The 19849-nt window shown below is 61.3% G+C and carries 18 protein-coding genes and 3 pseudogenes; 9 read left to right on the top strand and 12 right to left on the bottom strand.

Translation table 11 applies throughout. From position 1 onward, the window contains the following. Positions 1-748: 748 nt before the first annotated feature. From otnK to OU682_RS20340, 8 genes are all read right to left on the bottom strand, one after another. Positions 749-2017 carry a 3-oxo-tetronate kinase gene (gene otnK, locus OU682_RS20375; protein WP_329609839.1) on the bottom strand — a complete coding sequence of 423 codons (1269 nt, stop codon included), beginning with the start codon at positions 2015-2017 and terminating at the stop codon, positions 749-751. 13 nt (positions 2018-2030) lie between these two features. Next, on the bottom strand, positions 2031-3170 hold the full coding sequence (locus OU682_RS20370; protein ID WP_268944044.1) for an isocitrate/isopropylmalate dehydrogenase family protein: 1140 nt from the start codon (positions 3168-3170) through the stop codon (positions 2031-2033). A gap of 18 nt (positions 3171-3188) precedes the next feature. Next, positions 3189-3833, bottom strand: coding sequence for a 3-oxo-tetronate 4-phosphate decarboxylase (gene otnC / locus OU682_RS20365; protein WP_268944043.1), 645 nt, complete (start codon positions 3831-3833; stop codon positions 3189-3191). Further along, positions 3830-4627 carry an N-acyl homoserine lactonase family protein gene (locus OU682_RS20360; protein WP_268944042.1) on the bottom strand — a complete coding sequence of 266 codons (798 nt, stop codon included), beginning with the start codon at positions 4625-4627 and terminating at the stop codon, positions 3830-3832. The genes otnC and OU682_RS20360 overlap by 4 nt, the downstream gene beginning before the upstream one ends. Next, positions 4627-4914 carry a putative quinol monooxygenase gene (locus tag OU682_RS20355; protein ID WP_268944041.1) on the bottom strand — a complete coding sequence of 96 codons (288 nt, stop codon included), beginning with the start codon at positions 4912-4914 and terminating at the stop codon, positions 4627-4629. Before OU682_RS20355 ends, OU682_RS20360 begins: the two co-directional genes overlap by 1 nt. Before the next feature lies 1 nt (position 4915). Next, a complete protein-coding gene (locus tag OU682_RS20350; protein WP_268944046.1) occupies positions 4916-6427 on the bottom strand; it encodes a tripartite tricarboxylate transporter permease in 1512 nt (503 codons plus the stop codon). Then, the gene (locus OU682_RS20345) at positions 6427-7170 is read right to left on the bottom strand and encodes a hypothetical protein (RefSeq protein ID WP_268944040.1); all 744 of its coding nucleotides are present in this window, start codon (positions 7168-7170) and stop codon (positions 6427-6429) included. The genes OU682_RS20350 and OU682_RS20345 overlap by 1 nt, the downstream gene beginning before the upstream one ends. Before the next feature lie 74 nt (positions 7171-7244). Continuing rightward, positions 7245-8351 carry a Bug family tripartite tricarboxylate transporter substrate binding protein gene (locus OU682_RS20340; protein WP_268944039.1) on the bottom strand — a complete coding sequence of 369 codons (1107 nt, stop codon included), beginning with the start codon at positions 8349-8351 and terminating at the stop codon, positions 7245-7247. A gap of 27 nt (positions 8352-8378) precedes the next feature. Between OU682_RS20340 and OU682_RS20335 the strand changes: the two genes are divergently transcribed. From OU682_RS20335 to istB, 5 genes and pseudogenes are all read left to right on the top strand, one after another. Next, complete coding sequence (locus OU682_RS20335) at positions 8379-9410, top strand: Gfo/Idh/MocA family protein (protein WP_268944038.1); 1032 nt, start codon at positions 8379-8381, stop codon at positions 9408-9410. Continuing rightward, a complete protein-coding gene (locus tag OU682_RS20330; RefSeq protein ID WP_268944037.1) occupies positions 9410-10084 on the top strand; it encodes a GntR family transcriptional regulator in 675 nt (224 codons plus the stop codon). The genes OU682_RS20335 and OU682_RS20330 overlap by 1 nt, the downstream gene beginning before the upstream one ends. 17 nt (positions 10085-10101) lie before the next feature. Continuing rightward, a complete protein-coding gene (locus tag OU682_RS20325; protein ID WP_268944036.1) occupies positions 10102-11058 on the top strand; it encodes an aldo/keto reductase in 957 nt (318 codons plus the stop codon). Positions 11059-11173: 115 nt separating this feature from the next. Further along, a pseudogene (locus OU682_RS20320) lies at positions 11174-12462 on the top strand (IS701 family transposase); the annotation flags it as partial. After that, complete coding sequence (gene istB / locus OU682_RS20315; RefSeq protein ID WP_268944035.1) at positions 12413-13168, top strand: IS21-like element helper ATPase IstB; 756 nt, start codon at positions 12413-12415, stop codon at positions 13166-13168. The pseudogene OU682_RS20320 and the gene istB, both read left to right, overlap by 50 nt. 188 nt (positions 13169-13356) lie before the next feature. Here istB and OU682_RS20310 read toward each other — a convergent pair whose 3' ends face one another. Then, on the bottom strand, positions 13357-14589 hold the full coding sequence (locus OU682_RS20310; RefSeq protein WP_268944034.1) for an IS256 family transposase: 1233 nt from the start codon (positions 14587-14589) through the stop codon (positions 13357-13359). 277 nt (positions 14590-14866) lie between these two features. Here OU682_RS20310 and OU682_RS20305 point away from each other — a divergent pair. Further along, positions 14867-15328 (top strand): annotated as a pseudogene (locus OU682_RS20305) (integrase core domain-containing protein); the annotation flags it as partial. 36 nt (positions 15329-15364) lie between these two features. Here the strand turns inward: OU682_RS20305 and OU682_RS20300 are convergent. Further along, entirely contained in the window at positions 15365-15511 is a 147-nt protein-coding gene (locus OU682_RS20300) for a hypothetical protein (protein ID WP_268944033.1), read from the bottom strand. Between the two features lie 48 nt (positions 15512-15559). On the opposite strand from OU682_RS20300, the gene OU682_RS20295 reads away from it, so the two are divergent. The 3 genes and pseudogenes from OU682_RS20295 to OU682_RS20285 all read left to right on the top strand — a co-directional run bounded on the left by OU682_RS20295 (position 15560) and on the right by OU682_RS20285 (position 17441). Next, complete coding sequence (locus tag OU682_RS20295; RefSeq protein WP_329609838.1) at positions 15560-16129, top strand: transposase; 570 nt, start codon at positions 15560-15562, stop codon at positions 16127-16129. 32 nt (positions 16130-16161) lie between these two features. Beyond that, positions 16162-16449 (top strand): annotated as a pseudogene (locus OU682_RS20290) (transposase); the annotation flags it as partial. A 234-nt stretch (positions 16450-16683) separates the two neighbouring features. Further along, positions 16684-17441, top strand: a protein-coding gene (locus OU682_RS20285; RefSeq protein WP_268944032.1) for an IS5 family transposase whose coding sequence is annotated in 2 segments (ribosomal slippage) — positions 16684-17020 and positions 17020-17441 — 759 coding nt in all. Because the reading frame shifts where the segments join, the coding sequence is not laid out codon by codon here. A gap of 28 nt (positions 17442-17469) precedes the next feature. Here OU682_RS20285 and OU682_RS20280 read toward each other — a convergent pair. Next, on the bottom strand, positions 17470-18975 hold the full coding sequence (locus OU682_RS20280) for an ABC transporter permease (RefSeq protein WP_268944031.1): 1506 nt from the start codon (positions 18973-18975) through the stop codon (positions 17470-17472). A 12-nt stretch (positions 18976-18987) separates the two neighbouring features. Next, positions 18988-19752: an ATP-binding cassette domain-containing protein gene (locus OU682_RS20275; RefSeq protein WP_268944030.1), complete on the bottom strand. Its 765-nt coding sequence runs from the start codon at positions 19750-19752 to the stop codon at positions 18988-18990. Between the last annotated feature and the right edge of the window lie 97 nt (positions 19753-19849).

Below are 19849 nucleotides of genomic sequence, written 5' to 3'. Positions count from 1 at the left end.
GCGAGCCGGCTGGGACGACGACTTCCTCCGCAGCGTTCTCAACAACTTAGCGACATGAGCCAAATGCGATTGCCCTGCCGGACAGCTGGGGCCGCAAACTGATGCTCACCAATCATTCCGGGATGTGTGTCCGAACTTCTCCGCCAGACAACCCGTCCATCGGCGTCAAGAACGCAGATTGCCGTGCGTTTGAGGCTCAAATCCAGTCCAACATAATACCCCATCGCTGCTTTCCTTTCAGCGTTAACCGTCTCAAGCATCGAAGCTCAGCGGCGGAGCAGCAACCGATCATGTATGGGATGTATTACAGGGATCCGGCGATGGCGGCCGCATAGGTCGATATCGTCGGGTTGTCGCCGGATGTGAGAGGAGGCGAGGGAACGTAAGGGCAGACGGTCAAGAGACCGGGTCGGGAGAATCAGAACCACGGCCGAGGCGCCATCGAGCGCGGGTAACCGAACTGGTCCCGACCTGCATATCTCCATAAAGGCCCGCGGCGCATGACAGGCCGCATCTTCGAGGCCGGACACACGACCGCACCTGATCAAATGCCTGATCGTGCCCAAGATTTCATTCGCATCCAGGGGGCGTCCACACACGAGGGGGCCAGTTCCTCATGTCGCCAGAGGGAGGGTCAGTTGTCGTGACGCCTGACAGTGATGCCTCTGTCGACGTCGTGCAGGTAGGATCTGGTCCCTTCCATTGGAAATAAACGCACTAACAAAGCCCAGGATCAAACACCCCTGACCTATGAAAGCATCGCGGCGAAGGCGCGCCTGAAAAAATCGTCCTGACCAAAATTTCCGGACTTGAGCGCAAGCGCGGGTCCACTTGGTGCCAGGGCCTGGGTCCATGGAACGCCCGGCGCAATCTCCGGCCCGATGCGAAGCGCAGTTATTCCAAGGGCCGATACGACGGCGCCTGATGTTTCCCCCCCCGCCACGACAAGCCGTCCGAATCCCTCGTCCCGGAGCGCGACTGCGATCTCGCCAAGAGTCTCTTCCATCATCAGGCCTGCCTGCAGCTTTCCGTATCGTTCCTGCGTTGCGCGGACCTCTTCGGGATCGGCCGAGCCAAAGATCAGGATGGGCATGTCAGCGGGCTGGGATAGCGCCCATTCCACCGTTTCAGCAGTGACGGGATCGCCGTTCGCAATACTATCCACATCCAACTTGCGCGTTGGCCAATCCTGCGCAACATGGGCGATCTGCCGGCGCGTCGCGGCCGAGCAACTGCCCGCCAGCACAGCTGCGCGCCCGGGCGCCTCGGGGGGCTCCGGCAGGCTGGCGGGGCAAATAAGCCCCTCGCGCCGCAGGTTATCGGGCAGGCCAATCGCCACGCCAGAGCCGCCGGTGATCAGCTTATGGCCCGCAGCGGCAATTCCGATAACGCGCAAATCTTCATTTGAAACCGCGTCGACCACGCCATAGCAAATGCCATCTGCCTTCAACTGTGCGACACGCGCGGCGATAGCTGACGGACCCGCCGCGACGTCTGACAATGGGATAAGCCCGGCCCGGCCATCTGACTGCGCGTTCATCATCCGGACCAGATCGGCATCCCGCATTGGCGTCAGGGGATGATCGCGCATGGAGCTTTCAAAAAGCAGGCGATCGCCCACGAATAGATGACCCTGATATATCGTCCGACCATTTGCCGGGAATGCCGGGCAGACAAAGGCAAAATCGGTTCCCAGGCGGGTGCGCAGGGCATCGGCCACGGGTCCGATATTGCCTTCCGCCGTCGAATCGAAGGTCGAACAATACTTGAACAGGATCTGTGCCGCCCCCTGCGCAAGTAGCCAATCAAGTGCCTGCACTGTTTGTTGTACAGCCTGCGCAACCGGAGCGGTCCGCGACTTCAATGCGATGACCACGGCTTCGGCCTGTCCGATATCGGTATTCTCGTCCGGAACGCCGATAATCTGTGTGACACGCATCCCGTTCTGGACGAGCGTATTGGCGAGATCCGTCGCACCCGTGAAATCATCCGCGATCGCGCCCAATAGCACAGTCATTGCACGTCCTTCTTTAGAACTTTCCGTTGAAACGCCAGTGCGCGGTCACAGGCACATTGGCTGCGATCCCCGCCAGCACAGTCGCAGTCACCGCTCTGGTGCCCATGTCGCCGCCGAATTCCATCGGGCGCAGCTGGTTGGCCGCAAAACCCGCATCAATGACACTGTCAATTACCTGTGCTGCCTGCCCATAGGCGGCATTGCCAGTCTTTTCGGCCAGATAATCCAGCATCAGAGCTGCGCTGAGGATAGCGGCCAGGGGATTAGCCTTGTCCTGACCCATGATATCGGGCGCGCTGCCATGGGCAGGCTGAAACAAGCCCGTTTCGTCACCGATCTCTGCACAGGCGGCCATGCCCATCCCTCCGACCAGACCGCCGGCCAAGTCAGAGAGGATGTCGCCAAACATGTTCTCCATCACGAGAATGTCGAATTCCCAAGGCCGCCGCACAAGATCCAGCGCCTGTGCATCGACGTAATTATAGCCGATCTCGGTGTCCGGATGATCTGCGGCTATCTCGTCAAAGATCTTGCGAAAGAACGCCATCGAGGTAAAGACATTGGCCTTGTCAACGCAGGTAAGACGGGCGCGTTTGCCCGCTTTGCGCCGCTTTTCCGCCAGTTTGAACGCGAAGCGGTGGAGCTTTTCGGTAGTTTTTCGCGTGATGCGCAAGGTCTCGCGCACCTCCTCATCGCCCACAACGATTGCGCGCCCATGAGCCGCGGCGGAATAGAACAGACCTTCGGTGCTTTCGCGCAGGATGATCAGATCCAGACCCGCGGCACGGGGATCCGCCAGCCTTTGCGGCGCATTCGGATAGGCGCGAACCGGCCGAATTCCGGCATAAAGGGCATAGCGGTCGCGCAGCCGCAGGTGTGGCGAAATCTCCGTCCCGTCGGGATGGCGGACGGCAGGCAGACCGATGGCGCCCAGAAAGATTGCGTCCGCCTGCCCCGCGCGTTCTTCTCCGCCCGGTTCGATATCCTGGCCGGTATCGCGGAAATAGTCCGCACCTGCGAGGATCTCGTCAAATTCCAGAGCCGGAGCATCGACATGCTGACAGGCGGCGACAGCGACCTGCATGGCGGCCTCCGCCACGTCAATGCCGATGCCGTCGCCCTTGATCAGCGCGATGCGTGCAGCAGAAGTCATTCTGAGGTTCCTTTACCTTTACCAGTCGATTTCGAATGTCCGAACGAGGGACGCAATCTGTGAGGTGGTCAGTCCGGCAGCCCTGGCGCCCCGCGTCAGCAATGCGAGCTTTGCAGTTTCCTCGAGCTCTTCGATCGCATAAGCGGCGGCCCACAGGTCTTTGCCCGCGACGACCGGCCCGTGATTGGCCAGCACGACGGCCGACCGCTTGCCCGCAAGCCCCCGCACCGCATCCGCCATCGCCGGATCGCCGGGCAAGATGAAGGGCAGACGCTGCACCTTGCCAAGCCGCATGACCGAATAAGGGGTGAGTGCGGGCAGCATGTTGTCGGGGTCAATATCGGGCAGCATCGACAGAGCCACCGCATGGGTGGAGTGAAGATGCACGACTGCACCCGTGGCCGCCCGTGTGCCGTAGAACGCGTGGTGCAGCGGGATTTCCTTGGTCGGCGGGTCGCCTGACAACAGGTGCAGCCCTGCATCCAGATGGCTGATCCTTGACGGTTCCAGGAACCCCATGGAACTGCCGGTAGGCGTCATCAGAAACGTGCCATCGGACAACCGCGCCGAGATGTTCCCCGACGCGCCGCAGGTCAGCCCCCGATCAAACATCGATTTGGCAATGCGGCAAATGTCTTCGCGCAGCTTGGTCGCTTCGGTCATGACAGCACCTCGCGGATGGGGCCGGGGTCAAGACGCGTGATATGGTCCGCCACGCCCTCCGCATAATAGCTGCGCACCAGCGGATCGTGACCCGGCACGATCAGTTCGGGTTTGCTGGCCAGGCGCAGGAGCGTGTCAAACCCGTCCAGCATGTCCTGCATGTCGACCACGATGGGGAATGGCTTGCGGGCGAGCAGGTTTTCATAAAAATGCGCGGCGTCCGACGCCAGCACCATCCAGCCTGCACTGGTCATCACACGCACAGCCTGCAACCCGCGGCTATGCCCGCCGATGCGATGCACGCTGACCCCCTCGGTCAGTTGTGCGTCGCCATCGTGAAAGACGACCTGCCCATTATAGAGCCTCCTGACCGCTTCGCAGACATGCCCGGCGCTGAAGGGAGCCCGGAGGGCGTCGTGGCACATGCAGGGACCGGTCGCAAAGGCCATCTCGGCCCGCTGCATATGCAAAGTTGCGTTCGGGAACAGATGCAGCCCGCCCGCATGATCGTAATGCAGATGCGTCACGATCACCGAAGTGACGTCCTCCGGCGCGATGCCCAAGGGGGCCAGCGCATGACGTGGGTCCATCCGGATCGGGCGGCCGCGCAATGCGGCCTCCGCATCGTCATACCCGGTATCCACCAGGATTGTCTGATCCCCCCGGCGCAGCAACCACATGAAGTAATCCATCGCATGGGGCGCGTCGTGATTGTCGTCAAAGACGAAGCTGTCGCGACGTTGCCTTGCGTTGCGATCAGCATATTTCACGGCGTGAACTTCCCATTCCGCCATCACCGGACCTCGGCAAAGCAGGCGACGGACTTCTCCGCGAACATTGCGGTGACCGCTGCATCAAAGCTGCGGAAATGCGGCGATTGCAGATGCGTCTCGAACGCGGCGCGGTCGTCATAGAGTTCATACAGGAAGACACGGTCCGGAAGACCGGGATCCGTGCAGACATCAAACTGATGGCATCCCGGTTCTTCGGCGAGGGACGTCTGCGCATTTTCCAGCATCAGGGGCAGAAAGTCCGCCATGCGATCCTGGGCGATGGTGAAGGTGACGGTTACGGCATACATGTCACGCGGCCCTTTTGCGCAGGCGCCCGAAGGCACGTTTGACCGGAGGGAGCTGGCTGGCGATCAGCGCGGCATTGAGCGCCAGAAGGACAGCCGCGCCGGGGCGCGAGGCGAATACCATGAGGTCGCCATCGGACAGAAACAGGGACCGGCGGAACATTTCGTCGAACATGCCGCCAAGAATCACGCCAATCACCAGCGGCGCGATGGGAAAGGCCAGCATATTCATGAAATAGGCCACGAACCCGACACCCAACATCAGATAGAGATCGTTGATCCCGCCCCCGACGCTGAAGGATCCGATCGTCGTCAGGATCAGCACCACCGGCAGAAAGACGGTCTGCGGGATACGCAGGATGCGAATGAATACCCGTGCGGTGAACAATCCCATGAGGAACATCGTGAAGGATGCCAGCACGAGGATAGCTACGACGCGCAGGATGATCGCGGGATCCAGCGTCGGACCGGGGATGACGTTGTTGATCATGAACGCGCCCATCAACGCCGCCGCCGGAGGCGATCCGGGAATGCCCAGCACCAGCAGTGGGATCAGCGCGCCGCCGATGCAGGCATTGTTGGCGGTTTCCGATGACAGCAGCCCTTCGACAGAGCCCTTGCCGAATTTATCACCCTCTTTCGAGACCGTCTTGCCTACGCCGTAGCTGACCCAGCCCGCAACATCCTCGCCAACGCCGGGAAGCGCACCAATTCCGGTGCCGATCACGCCCGAACGGGCGATCGCCGGCATATAGCGCCTGATCGTCGGGAAATGGGGCAGAATGCGGTCGCTCAACTGGAGCAGCGTGCCCGCCTTGACGTGGCGCATCCCGGCTATGATCTGCGGGATTGCAAAGGCACCCATTAGCACCGGCACCACCTGAAAGCCCGACATCATGTACGACCAACCGAAGGTGAAGCGGGGTTCCGACAGGAGCGGATCAAGCCCAACCATCGCCATGGCCAGCCCGATCAACCCAGCAATCCAGCCCTTGATGACCAGATCCTCGCTCATCAGGGCACCCGACAGCAGGATGCCGAACAGCGCCAACAGCGCCTTTTCGGGGCTGGCGATGTTTTTCGAGATCAGCAGAAGCGCCCCGACGAAGATCAGCAGCGCAAACGTTCCGATCAGCGTGCCGATGAAGCTGGCGGTCGTTGTCAGGCCCAAAGCCTCGCCCCCGCGGCCCGCTTTTGCCAGCGGATGCCCGTCCAGGGCTGTTGCGGCACTGGCTGCGGTGCCCGGAATGTTCAGCAGGATTGACGGATAGGATCCGCCATAAATCGCGCCCACATAGGCGCCCAACAAGGCGATCAGCGAATAATCCAACGGGATCTTGTTGCCGAAAAAGCCTGTCAGGATCGTGACGGCCAGCGTGGCGGTCAGGCCCGGCAGCGCACCGAAGGTGATCCCGAGGAACATCGAGCCGATCATATAGACATATGTCCAAGGGTCCGCGATGAGCGCCACAAACGCCCCTCCGAAACCAAGAAACTGAGAGAGCACGAAATCCATCAATCCCTCCACAGCGGGCGAAGTGTGACATAGTAGTGATATTCGATTTGCGAAAAGATCAGGCTGCTCCGGTTCGGCACGTTCTGGCGAAAGGCGAAGGCCATGGCGCAGATTAGCAGAAGCGGCGCTCCGATTGCGATCATCGGGGTAACCCAGGCCATACGCTCGCCGCGCCCGGTCCAAAGCATCAAGGCGGTCAACGCGATCCAGAGCACAAGCGCGAACCAGTCATCGCCGTGGGCGTTCCATTCGGATTGGGGAAAGTGCAGCACCAGTGCAAAGACCCCTGCCACCACAACCGTGGCGGTCGCCAGAAGCATCCGCTCGCGTTGTCCGGCGTGGTAGCCGTAGATCAGCGCAGTGATGACCAGTCCCGATGCATTGATGAAATCAACGCGCGGAACCAAGGCCACGATATAGACGATGAAAATAAGCATCAGCGTCGTGAAACGCAGGGCCTCGGCCGCATCCCAGCCCAGCCCGACGGAATTGAATGCACGCGCGGCCCCGCCTTCGCGGATGCTGCGCATAAGAAGCGAGATCGACAGCAAAAGTAGACCTGTGAAGATGCCAAGCGGCACCAAGGCAGCCGAGTTGAACCATTCGACCTTCTTCACTGCGTTGTCCGCCCCGCCCAGAAGGGGAATGTCCAGCGTGCGCCATATGAAGAAAAGTGACACCAGGATCAGGAGCGTAGATGCCCAGAAATCCCGTGCGCGCATGACCAGCTTGTCATCGTCCATTTGAAATCCGCCCTCCCAAGCGCGGTCGGGGGCGCCTCTGCGCCCCCGGTGAAGCTTCACTCAGGCTCTTTTGCTCAGGGCTTCTCGATACCAAGGGTCGCGGGATCAATAGTCGCGACCCCAAGCTCTTGCAGGGTATAGGCGAAGTTGCTTTCGAGCCTCGCGAAAAGGGCCTTCGCCTCATCCCCGGACTGGCCACCGATGTCGTAATGGTTGGCCTTGGCCCATTCGGCTACAGCTTCGCCCGCCATCGCCGCATCGAACGCCTTGGTCAGCGCCTCCTTGACACTGTCGGGCGCGGTATCGCGCACGGCAAAACCAATCGCCTGCTTGAGCGGAAGATAGGTGGTCAGGCCATCATAAGTATCGAAGGCGGACGGGACTGTCACGCCCGCGATCTCTGCGCTTTCTGCAGTAAGCATCGCGATGGGCTTCAACTCTCCGCCCGTGATCAGCGCGGCCTGCTCGGCCAGCGACGTCACGACCAGCGCCACTTCGCCCGCCATTGCGGCCTCTTGCCCTGCGGCCGAACCCTGATAGGGCACGAACTTGAATTCGGCACCCGCACCTTTCTGAAGCGCCAGCAGGTTGAGGTGGTGGATCGAGCCCGCCCCCGAAGCTGCCGCGGGGATGCTGCCCGGATTGGCCTTGGCCGCGTCAATCAATTCCTTGAGACTGCCGTAAGGGCTGTTGGCCGGAACCGAGATGAGATCAGGCGACCCCCCGACCACAAAGGGATACCAATAATCGAACTTCTGATCCCACCCCCCCTGCACCGCAGCCGTCACATTCGATTCCGAAATGCCAGCCAGCGTATAGCCGTCATCGGGCTGGTTCATGACATAGACCATGCCATTGGAGCCAGCGACGCCGCCCGTCTGGTTGATCACGTTGATCGAGACCGGAAGATGCTCTTCCATTTCGGCCATGATCATCCTGTTGATGATATCGGTGCCACCCCCTGCACCCCAGACCACGACATTCGTAATGTCGCGAAACGGATAATCCTGCGCCGTGGCGACAGAGCCCGCCCCAACAATCAGCGCCGCTGCGCCTGCGAAAGCTGCGAGAAAAACCTTCATCAACCCCTCCTCCCGAAAGACGGATGCCTTATTGCATTTTTTTACGTATGCGCTAAATTCAGCATTGTCAACGCCGCGGTGTGACCGATTATGGTTCATGGCTCACGGCAACTGCGGGGAAACGGGATGAACAAGGGCAAGATGCTGCGTGTCGCTTGCGTTGGTGCAGGTTATTTCAGTCAGTTCCACTATGGCAGCTGGGCGCGGATGGATCGGGTCAAGCTGGTGGGCGCCTGCGATCAGGATCTGCAAAAGGCGCGCGCAACGGGTCTGCCTGCCTTTGACGACTTGCCCCTGATGCTTGCAGATGTCGCGCCTGATTTGCTGGATATCATCTTGCCCCCCGCCGCCCATGCCGCAGCGGTTCGCGCCGCCTTGGCGGCTGGGGTCAAGTCAATCATCTGCCAAAAGCCCTTCTGCACCGATCTGGAGCAGGCACATCAGATTCTGGCCGAGGCCGAGCAGGCTGGCGCCCGGATCGTCATCCATGAAAATTTCCGGTTCCAGCCCTGGTATCGCTGCATCCGGACTGCGCTTGATGACGGCATGATCGGTGATGTCCTTCAGCTCACTTTCCGGCTTCGTCCGGGCGACGGACAGGGACCAGATGCCTATCTGGATCGCCAGCCCTATTTCCAGAAAATGTCGCGCTTCCTGATCCGCGAAACGGGTGTTCATTGGGTCGATACGTTCCGCTTTCTTCTTGGCGAACCGCTGTCGGTCTATGCGGATCTGCGTCAGGTCAACCCTGCAATCGCTGGCGAGGACGCGGGCTATGTCATTTTCGAACATGCGGGCGGGATTCGGGCGCTGCTGGACGCTAACCGCTGCCTTGATCACGTTGCGGAAAACCATCGCCGGACCATGGGCGAGGCGCTAGTCGAGGGCACCCAGGGAACATTAATGCTGACAGGCGACGGGGCCGTAACGTTGCGCAGGTTCGGCACCAGCGATCAGTTGGTCCTGTTGCCTCCGAACTGTCACCAGGGTTTTGGAGGCGACTGCGTCCATCACCTCCAGTCGCATGTCGTGTCAGGTATTCTGGATGGGAGCCCGCTTGAGAACCTTGGTCGAGACTACCTGTCGGTGATGCAGACCGAGGATGCGATCTATCGGTCGGCCGACACCGGATGCAAACAGACATTGGAGGCAATGTGATGCAGCAGGATGAAAAAGCAGTTTCGAATACTGAGCGCGCGATTTCAGAACTGCGTCGCCTCGTCTTTTCTGGCGAACTGGCGGCCGGATCGGATCATCTTGAAAGTGAACTGGCCGAGCGGCTGGGCATGTCGCGCACTCCGATCCGCGAGGCGGCGCGCACGTTGGAAAGTCAAGGCTTGCTGGAATTGCGGGCCCGCAAAGGCGTTCGTATCCTGTCCGTTTCTCCGGATGACATGCGCGAAATTTATGACGTCCTGACCGAACTCGAGAGCCTTGCAGCAGAACGAGCCGCCGAAAAGGGTTACTCGGAGGAGCAACTTGCATATCTGGCCGAGGCGATCGAGGATATGGACCGCGGCTTGGAACTGGGCGAGCTTGAAGCATGGGCACGCGCTGATGACCGCTTTCACTCCGAACTGGTGCGACTGGGTGGCAATTCGCGTGTGATCGCCATTGTCGCCATGTTGGCCGACCAGGTGCGCCGGGCGCGAACAGTGACGTTGTTCATGCGTCCAGTGCCCGTTCAGTCAAACCGGGACCATCAGGGCGTCTACGAAGCGATCATGCGCGGTGATGCACAAGCGGCCCGCAACCTGCATCGCACTCATCGTCAACAGGCTCGTGACATGATCCTGAACCTGCTGGAGCGGCATCGCCTGCGTCAGCTTTGAAACCGGAGAAATCAGATATGCTAACCGCGCCTGACGGCAGTCCCATCTCCTCATTCTGTTTCGGTGCCATGCAATTCGGGCGCGGAGCGGACCTGTCGGCCGCCCAAGCGATGTATGCGGATTGTCGCGCGGCCGGCATAAATTTCTTTGACACGGCGCATGGATATTCTGGCGGTTTGTCAGAAGAATGGCTGGGACAGCTGGTGCGGCACGAGCGGGATCGCGTGTTTTTCGCGACCAAGCTGGCGGCTCAGGGCGGATCGGGGCGCGTCAATATCCAGAACCAGTTCAGGATCAGCCAGCAACGACACGGGCTGGAGAGCGTCGATCTGTTGTATCTGCACCGCTGGGATCCCGAAACTCCGCTGCAGGAAACCTTCGAGGCGCTGGCCGGGCTGAAAGCCGCCGGCAAGATCCGGCACATTGGCGTGTCCAACTTCGCGGCATGGCAGGTGATGAAATCCGTGCGGGTCGCTGCGGATTTCGAGCTTCGTATCGTTGCGATCCAGCCGATGTATAACTTGGTCAAGCGAGAGGCAGAAACCGAAATCCTGCCTATGGCGCGGGACCAAGGCATCGCCGTTTTTCCATACTCACCTCTGGGTGGTGGTCTCTTGACTGGTAAGTATCGCGATGGTGGCCAAGGAAGGCTCACGACCGACCAGATCTATTCCGCGCGCTATGGCGAAAGCTGGATGCACGACACGGCCGCTGCTCTATGCGAAGTCGCGCATGAGGTTGGTCAGTCGTCCTCGACGCTGGCCGTCGCCTGGGTAGCGGCAAATCCCGACATTACTGCGCCAATCATCAGCGCCAGATCGCCGGAGCAGCTTGAGCAATCGCTCCGTGCGATGGGCCTGAAGTTAGGAAAAGATCTTCATCGCCGCATCAGCGCGCTTTCAAGAGCACCCGCTTCCGCCACCGATAGGTCGGAGGATCCAAGTCCATTTGCTGCCGTGTCCGTCGTCGAATGACTTGGAATAGCTAGCACTACTTTGGCAGATTTATGCCGTTTGGTATTTTTTAGGGTTCTCGGACTGCGTTTTGAATGATTCATGAGGAGCCAGCTTTGAGGGAGGCTGGCCGCACATGGAGAATTGGCGACGCGATCTGGAAACCAGGCTCGCTCCGTTTGTGGCGGATTTGTGGCACAAGACCCGCAGACGGATGTGCCCGGCCTACATTGCTGGGCTGATCGGCCCGGGCGATCGCAAAACTGTGCAGCCAATGGCGGCGCGAAATGGAGTGGTGAGCTATGATCAACTGCATCATTTCGCCGCCAGCGAGGCGTGGGACAGCGCACCCCTGCAAGCAGCGCTTCTGGCTGAGGCCGACCGGCTGGTCGGAGGCGAGGCCAGTTGGCTGATCATTGATGATACCTGTCTGCCGAAGAAAGGGGATCGCTCGGTTGCGGTCGCGGCGCAATATGCCTCCTCGCTCGGCAAGACGGCCAATTGCCAGTCGCTGGTCTCGGTGGCACTGGCCGCGCGCGAGGTTCCAGTGATGGTGGGATTGCGGCTGTTTTTGCCCGAGAGCTGGACGGATGACCCTGCCGCATGGCCCGGACCCGGGTGCCCGAGGATCGACAGGCTGCCCTGAGCAAACCTGAGATCGCCATCAAGGAAATCGACCGGGTGAGGGCTGCGGGCCTGCGTTTCGGTTGCGTGCTGGCCGATGCGGGCTATGGGTCCAGCGGGCCTTTCCGCCAGGCGCTGAGCACGCGCGGGCTTCACTGGGCGGTCGGTCTGTCGCGGCGCCAGAATGTCTATCCGGCTGGGACCGAGCTGATCTTTCCCGAAGCCAGCACAGGCCGACGGCGGAAATATCACATCCCGGATCGCATGGCGCTCTCCGCAGAAACCATGCTGGAGAACGAAACATGGCAGAAGGTCAGCTGGCGGCAAGGCACCAAGGGCAGGCTGAGCTGTCAGTTTGCCGCAGCGCGGGTCCGGATCGCCGATGGCCACAAGCACCGCATGGGGGACGGTCGCGTGCAGGCCATGCCCGGCGACGAGGAGGTCTGGCTGATCGGTGAGCGGCGCGCGAGCGGAGAACAGAAATACTACGTTTCCAACTTGCCGAAAGACACCACACTCAAGGCGCTCGCCGCCGCCGTCAAAGCCAGATGGATCTGCGAACAGGCGCATCAGCAACTCAAGGAGGAACTCGGCCTCGACCATTTCGAGGGACGCTCCTGGACCGGCCTACACCGACACGCGCTGATGACAATGACGGCCGTCCCCCGGACCGGCCACCCGAAGCCCCACCCATCACCCACGCCAACATCCGCGGCGCCAAGTTCTTCCACTGACCAAAGGAGACAAACCCTTGCTGACCCACCCCACCCACCAAGCGCTGAACGCGCTGAAGCTCGACGGCATGGCCGAAGCTTTTGCCGAGCTGATCAGCGAAGATCGCGGCCGCAGCCTCGACCCCGTCGCCTGGATCGGGCTGATGCTGGACCGCGAACAAGCCCGGCGCGGCACCCGCCGGTTCCAGTCGCGCCTGCGTGCCGCCAACCTGCGCCATGGCGGCGCCTGCATGGAGGATGTGGATTATCGGACCTCCCGCGGCCTCGACCGTGCCTTGTTCCAAAGCCTCGCCAGCCCAGACTGGATCGACCGGCACCGCTCGGTCCTGATCACCGGACCCTGCGGGGTCGGCAAGTCGTGGCTGGCCTGCGCGCTCGGTCACGGGGCCAGCCGCGCGGACCGCACCGTTCTTTACCACCGGCTGCCGCGGCTCTTCTCCGACCTTGAGCTGGCGCGCGGCGACGGGCGCTTCGACCGGCTGTTCCGCAAGATCGCCCGTGTGGATCTTCTGATCCTCGACGATTGGGGTCCCGACCGCCTGACCGCCACGCAGCGCCGCGACCTGATGGAGATCGTTGAGGAGCGCTACGGCCGCCGCTCGACCATCGTCACCAGTCAGCTCCCCGTGGAGACCTGGCACGATGTTATCGGTGAGCCCACCTTCGCCGACGCCATCCTCGACAGGCTGGTTCACAATGCCTATCGCATTCCCCTGAATGGTCCGTCACTGCGCAAGACCGGCACCGACAGCCGCACCCAGGCCAGCCAATGAACATGACCTCGGCCCCAGGTTGTCCACTGGTCCCTCCCACGCGCCCGACACCGCCAGCTTCTGGGCGGGCGCGGCGCCGGGCGCGCGGGACCCTCCCGTGGACAACCCTCCGCACCAACGTCACCCTTGATGATAGTGCCCCCGGGCATGGTGTATGAGCGCCGACCCCCGGAAAGATTAGGGTTCGATCAGGATGCCACGGCGGGCAGCCTGACGTTGGGATTGTCGGTGACGCGAGCGATCGTTTCAAGGCTCATATAGCGCCGGGCGACGGTCCATTCGTCGTTTGTCTCGAGCATCAGCGCGCCGACGAGACGAATGACTGCATCGTCGTTCGGAAAGATGCCGATCACGTCAGCGCGTCGCTTCACCTCGCGGTTCACCCGTTCCAGTGGATTTGTGCTGGCGATCTGAGCCCAGTGTTCGCGGGGGAAGGACATGTAGGCCAGCACGTCGTCCCGGGAGGCGTCCATCAGGGCGCCCAGCTTCGGCTGCTTCTCACGCAACGCCTCCGCGACGATATCCCACTGCTTCTCCGCCTCGGCCTTGGTTTCCTGGGCGAAGATCGTCTTCAGCATCGCCGCCATGGCGGTGCGGCTCTTGGCTGGAGCATGGGCCAAGGCGTTGCGCATCCAATGAACCCGGCATCTTTGGTGAGTTGCGTTGAAGACCCGGCGTGCCGCAGCCCGCAGCCCCTTGTGGTCGTCGGCGATCACCAGCTTGACGCCACGCAGGCCGTGGTCGGCAAGGCTGCGGAGGAACTGCATCCAGAACGCCTCGGCCTCCGAGAGGCCGGTCGCGACCCCCGGGACCTCGCGCTTGCCGTCCTCCTTGACCCCGACGGCGATTATCACGGCATGGCTGACAATCCGCCCGCCTTCCCGCACCTTCAGGTAGGTCGCGTCGAGCCACAGGTATGGCCAAGCGCCCTCCAGCGGACGGCTCAGGAACGCGTTCACCCGCTCGTCGATCTCGGCGCAGAGGCGGCTGACCTGGCTCTTGGACATGCCGCCCGCGCCCATGGCCTTGACCAGGTCGTCGACCGAGCGGGTTGAGACACCGTGGACATAGGCCTTCTGGAGCGAGCCATTGTCCGCCATTGGTTCGAGGACAATGGCGAGCGCCACCAAGGCTTTCTCGGCTGTGCGGCGTGGTTCCAGGAAGCTGGGAAAGTAGCTGCCCTTCCGGAGCTTCGGGATCTCCAGCGTGATCCGCCCGGCACGGGTATCCCAATCGCGGTCGCGGTATCCGTTGCGCTGAACCTCCCGCAGGGCCGTTCGCGCCCCCTTGGCAGCCCCGGTCCGCGCCTCAACTTCGGCTTCCATGATCCGCTCGGCCGCAAAGGCCAGCATCTCACGCACGAGATCGCCATCAGCCTGCTTCTCAACCAGCTCGATAAGCGCCATTCTGTCATCGGTCATCGTCGTCTCCATCCAGGTTTCAGGTCTTGCAACCCAAACCTACTCCGAAGATCGGCGATGACCGCCAGCGTTACCTACGGCCGCGCGCTGCGCTACGCCAAAGGCTCCGCGCGCGGCCTCCTACACCACCACATGGGACACAGCCCCCTTGACCGGATGCACCCGGATCAACCATGAAGACTTTGCCTCAGACCGATAGCGCCGACCGGTCGGATGCCCGTGGAACGGCTGGTCGGATGTTGCTGGAATAAGCGGTCGGATGCCGTGGAATACGCAGTGCACCAGCATGGGGGCGGACGATGTCAGCGCGACGCTTGATATCGCCCTTGCTGCATCCGGATGTGACAGCGTCGCCGTGCTGCACAAGCCCCGGCTGCTCAGCGACAATGGCCCCTGCTACATCGCCAGTGACCTGGCCGGATACCTCGAAGAAACTGGCATGGACCACGTCCGCGGCGCCCCCAATCACCCTCAGACGCAGGGCAAGATCGAGCGCTGGCACCAGACCCTCAAGAACCGCATTCTGCTGGAAAACTATTACCTGCAGGGCGAACTTGAGGCGGCCATCGCCGCCTTTGTGGAGCATTACAACAACCACCGCTATCACGAGAGCCTTGGCAACCTCACGCCCGCTGACGTCTACTCCGGGCGCGGGCCGGCCATTCTGGCAGAAAGGGAGAAGATCAAGAAACTGACCATCCAAAGTCGGCGCTTGAACCATCAGCGCCAGGCAGCATAACCTCAACCCACAGAGCCAGAGCCCTCCAAACCAAAATCAGGCTGCCTGTTCCAAATCGTTCGACGACGGACAATTGCCCTGCATGCCAGCGGAAATCATCCTCATAACGGTGCCTTTGTTGATGCGCTTATCGAAGGGCTCCGCCAGGCCGCCCGGGAAGCCCTTGCCCTTCATCGCGATCATCTCGACTTTACTGAACTGCAGGCCGAGATCTGCATCGAGATTGATGTCATGAAGGTCAACATGCTCGCTCGGGACCAGTTGACGCTCAAGATCGAGGCAATTTACTGCGAATTGCAGCCCGAAGATGTCCTGCGCACCATCCCCGGCATCGGTCGCCATCTGGCACCCGTGCTGCTGGGGGTGCTCCATTGTGCCGACCGCTTCCAATCTGAGCGACACATTCGCGGCTTCTGCGGTCTGTTTCCGCGCCGTTCGGACAGCGGCGGCACCGAAAGGCCGGGCCAGAAGATCACCCAAGGCGGCAATGATCGGATCAAGCGTGCTCTTATGCTGGCAGCCGACGCCGCCCGAAAGATCGATCCTGATCTTGCCGAGGTCTACTGCAAGATGATGACCCACCGGAGCCACCACCACAAGCAAGCCCTCTGCGCCGTCGCCAATCGGCTCGTCAGCCGCATCTTCCACGTTTTGCGAACTGGGAAGCCATATATCTTGCGTGACCGAGACGGGCGCGAGATCTCTCTTGCCGTGGCAAAGGCCCTGATCACCGAGCGCTACACCGTATCTGAAAGCATCCGTGCCACACGGCGCGTCAATCGAGTTTCCATTGCGGCGTAGCCCAAAAAAGCCTTGCGCTATCGGTACAAGATCATCTCGCCGCGGACCGGACCTCATGCTCGGAGGCGAATGCCAATCAGATGCGGCTGATGCTGCACGGGTGTGCCTACTGGATCTGGTGGACGCTCCGCGCGGCTTGCCCGAAGCGGTCCCCGTGGCGGCACGCCCAGTTCGACACATTACGCCTGCATCTGCTCAAGCTGGCCGCGATAATCGTTGAAAAGAAGACCCGGATCGTCATCACGCTTCCGACCTGCTGTCCGCGCAGGAAGCTTCTCACTCTGCTATTCCGCGCCCTCGAACCACCGTGTCCCGCCTGACGCCAAGCGCTCCGCTCACCCGGAAACTCAACCTGCACAAACTTACTCACATCAACGCCAGGGACAAAAAACCGGGCGTCAAAGTCCGTTGTGCGGCTCAAACCAGAATGGGCGACGTCATGCCAATACGGTGCGAAACGACGGCTTCATGAATTGTTCCGGTTATGGTCCGTGGACATTCGTGGTTTCCCCACCGGCTGATTTCTGATTCAAGCTCCCCAAAGGGAGGTTTGAATGGACGAGCTGCGGTTTGTAGTGACGGATGGTGTCTGGGCGCGCCTTGAACCCCACCTTCCCGGCAAGAAGAGCGACAGCGGGGTGACGGGCAAGGACAACCGGTTGTTCCTGGAGGCCGTTCTCTGGCGGGTGAGAACCGGTCTGCCCTGGCGGGATCTGCCATCGGAATTCGGGAACTGGAACAGCGTGTTCCGCCGGTTTCGCCGATGGGCCAAAAGGGGTGCTTTCGAGCGCCTCTTCAAAGAGATCCGCGGCGAGCCCGATTTCGAATACGCGTTGATCGACGGCACCATTGTCCAGGCTCACCAGAAGGCGAGCAGCGCAAAAGGGGGACTCAGGCTCAGGCTATCGGGCGACCGCGCGGCGGACTGACCACAAAGATCGTGGCCTTGGTCGATGCCTTGGGCACCCTGTTCGACTTTGTTCTGCTGCCCGGCCAGGCTCACGACCTGAAAGGCGTTGCCCCGCTGATCGAGGACGTCGCCTTTGACGCCCTTCTGGCGGACAAGGCGTTTGATGCCGATTGGCTGCTTGCAGAACTGGACGCGCGGGCTGCGAGCGCAGTCATCCCACCAAAGGCGAACCGCAAGATCAAGCGTGACTACGACAAGCATGCGTATAAATGGCGGCACATGGTCGAGAACTTCTTCGCGAAAATAAAGGAGTTCCGCGCCATCGCCACGCGCTACGAGAAGACCGCATGCAGCTACGCCGCCAATTGGTATCTCGCCGCAACCATCATCGCCTCAAGGTGAATGTCCACGGGCCATAGTAAGCAGCCGGCTACCGCCTCTTGCCAGCTACGATCCGGTCGAGGATCAGCGCGCAGAACAAGATGGCGAGACCGGCAAGAATGCCTTGCCCTGCGGCGGCGTATTGCAACGCCTCCAGGACATCCTCTCCTAGACCCTTTGCGCCGATCAGCGAAGCGACGACCACCATGGCCAAAGACAGCAGGATTGTTTGATTGACCCCTGCCATGATTGTACGCGCCGCGAGCGGCAGGTCGACTCGCCACAGAAGGTAGCGTGGGGTCGCGCCGAAGGCCAATGCTGCCTCCCGCACGGCGTCGGGCACCTGCTGTAGGCCAAGGACGGTAAAGCGGATCACAGGCGGGCTGCCGAAAATCATCGTCGCCACGACGCCGGCAGGCTTGCCGGATCCTATAAAGGCGACGACCGGGATCAGATAGACGAAGGATGGCATTGACTGCATGAAATCCAGGATCGGGCGCACCACGGCAAAGACCCGGGGCCTGCGTGCACAATAGATCCCCAGCGGAATCCCCACGGTGATCGAAATCAGCGCCGCCGCACCCAACAGTGCGATCGTCGTCATCGCCTTTTCCCAGAAATCAAGAAAGCCAAGATAGGCCAGCGCAGCGCCGGTGAAGATTGCGACGCGGGCTCCAGCGGACAGATAGGCCAGCATGATGATCACGAGCGCCACGACAGGCCAGGGCGTTCCGACAAACACCACCTCGAGCCCGTCAAGGAGCGCCCGCATGCCAAGGGTCAGCGCATCGAAAAATCCGCGTCCGCCGGTCTTGATCCGGTCGAAGGCTGCCTGGATCATGTCACCGACGCCAAGGCGCCAGTTCCGGTTCGTCGGGAATTCGGACAGGAAGGCGACCGCTTCGGGTTGTGCGAATTTGATCGTGCTGGGCAGAACGACCAGGGCGAACAAGACCACCGACAGGATCATGCGCGGCACCGACCAGCCATGCGCAACAGACCTGTCGGAACGCCAGCGGGTGAACTGCCCTTCAAGGGCCCAGTTTGCCAGTGAGGCGGACATGATCCTGAGACCAAGGAGCAACACCAGACCGAAACCGATATAGAAAAGACGGGTGCTGTCTGCCTGCTCGGCCGCAAGTTGGGCCTGCGACATCGCCTCTTGCAGCGATGCTGCTGCGCGCTGCAGCGATTCCAGCGTCGCGGCCCCCGATCTCTCGGCCGCCTCGATCTGCTGGCGACGCAGCTCCAGCGTCTCGGCGATACTCGCCGCACGATCGCGCAAGTCGCGTCCGAGATCGCCGAAAATACCGCGTGCCAGCTGAATGAAGGCAAACGTCTCAACCAAGAGAAAGCCCAAGAACCAGGGCCAGAGGCCACGCGCGCCAAACCAGACGGACCCCAGGACCGCCGCAGCCGGGTTGAATGTGAAGCGATAGCCCGGCGCCTGCATCATGTATCCGAAGACGCGGCGATAATAGGGTTGGCTTTGGCCGACGAATTCGTCGATGAGCCCGCTCATGCGCTCTGAGGTATCGGTCCCTGCCTGCGTCATCGTCCGCTTCTCCTAGCCTCTGTTATTCTGGATCGCCCGCATCAGCATGGGGCGATTGATCACACCGACGGCCGAGCCGCTTTGGGTGACGCGGGCAATGCCATGGCCGTCGACGCAGATATCCATCAACGCATTCAGGTCCATTTCAGGATGCGCCTCACGCGCGTCTGCGGGGACAGGGCCATAGGTCGCCTCGAACTCATCGACCGGACGCATGACCGAATGCGCGAAGACCATGTTCAGCTTGGATATACCCGCCACGAAATCCGCGACATATTCGTCCACAGGATTGAGGATGATCTGTTCCGGCGTGCCGATCTGGACGATACGGCCATCCTTCATGATCGCAATGCGGTTACCAATGCGGATCGCCTCATCCAGATCATGGGTGATGAACATGGTTGTCTTTTTTAAGGACCGCGACAGGTTCATGAATTGATCCTGAAGTTGGCGCCGGATCAGCGGGTCCAGCGCCGAGAACGGTTCATCCATCAGCAGGACTTCCGGGTCCGAAGCGATGGCCCGGGCCAAACCCACGCGCTGCTGCATACCGCCCGACAATTCATGGGCGTATTTGTCCTCCCAGCCGGTCAGATTGACCAAGTCCAGCACGCGCTCGGCCTCCTCCCAGCGACGTGCCTTGCCGGTCCCGCGGATTTCAAGCGGCATGGCCACATTGTCGCGCACGGTCCGGTGCGGCATCAGGCCGAAATTCTGGAACACCATTGCTACGCGGTGATTGCGAAGGCGGCGCAGGTCTGCGTCATTCAACGCCATTACGTCCTGGCCGCCGACCATGGTCGTGTCGCGAATGTGGTGGAAATTGCCGGGCAGCGGGCTCCGGGCATGTGACGTTGGCTCCAGTCAGGCCGCG

It is taken from the genome of Paracoccus benzoatiresistens (assembly GCF_026913015.1).
Classification (GTDB): Bacteria; Pseudomonadota; Alphaproteobacteria; order Rhodobacterales; family Rhodobacteraceae; genus Paracoccus; species Paracoccus benzoatiresistens.
The sequence above is the reverse complement of the archived record's forward strand: the minus strand, read 5'-3'. Positions and strand labels throughout refer to the sequence as shown.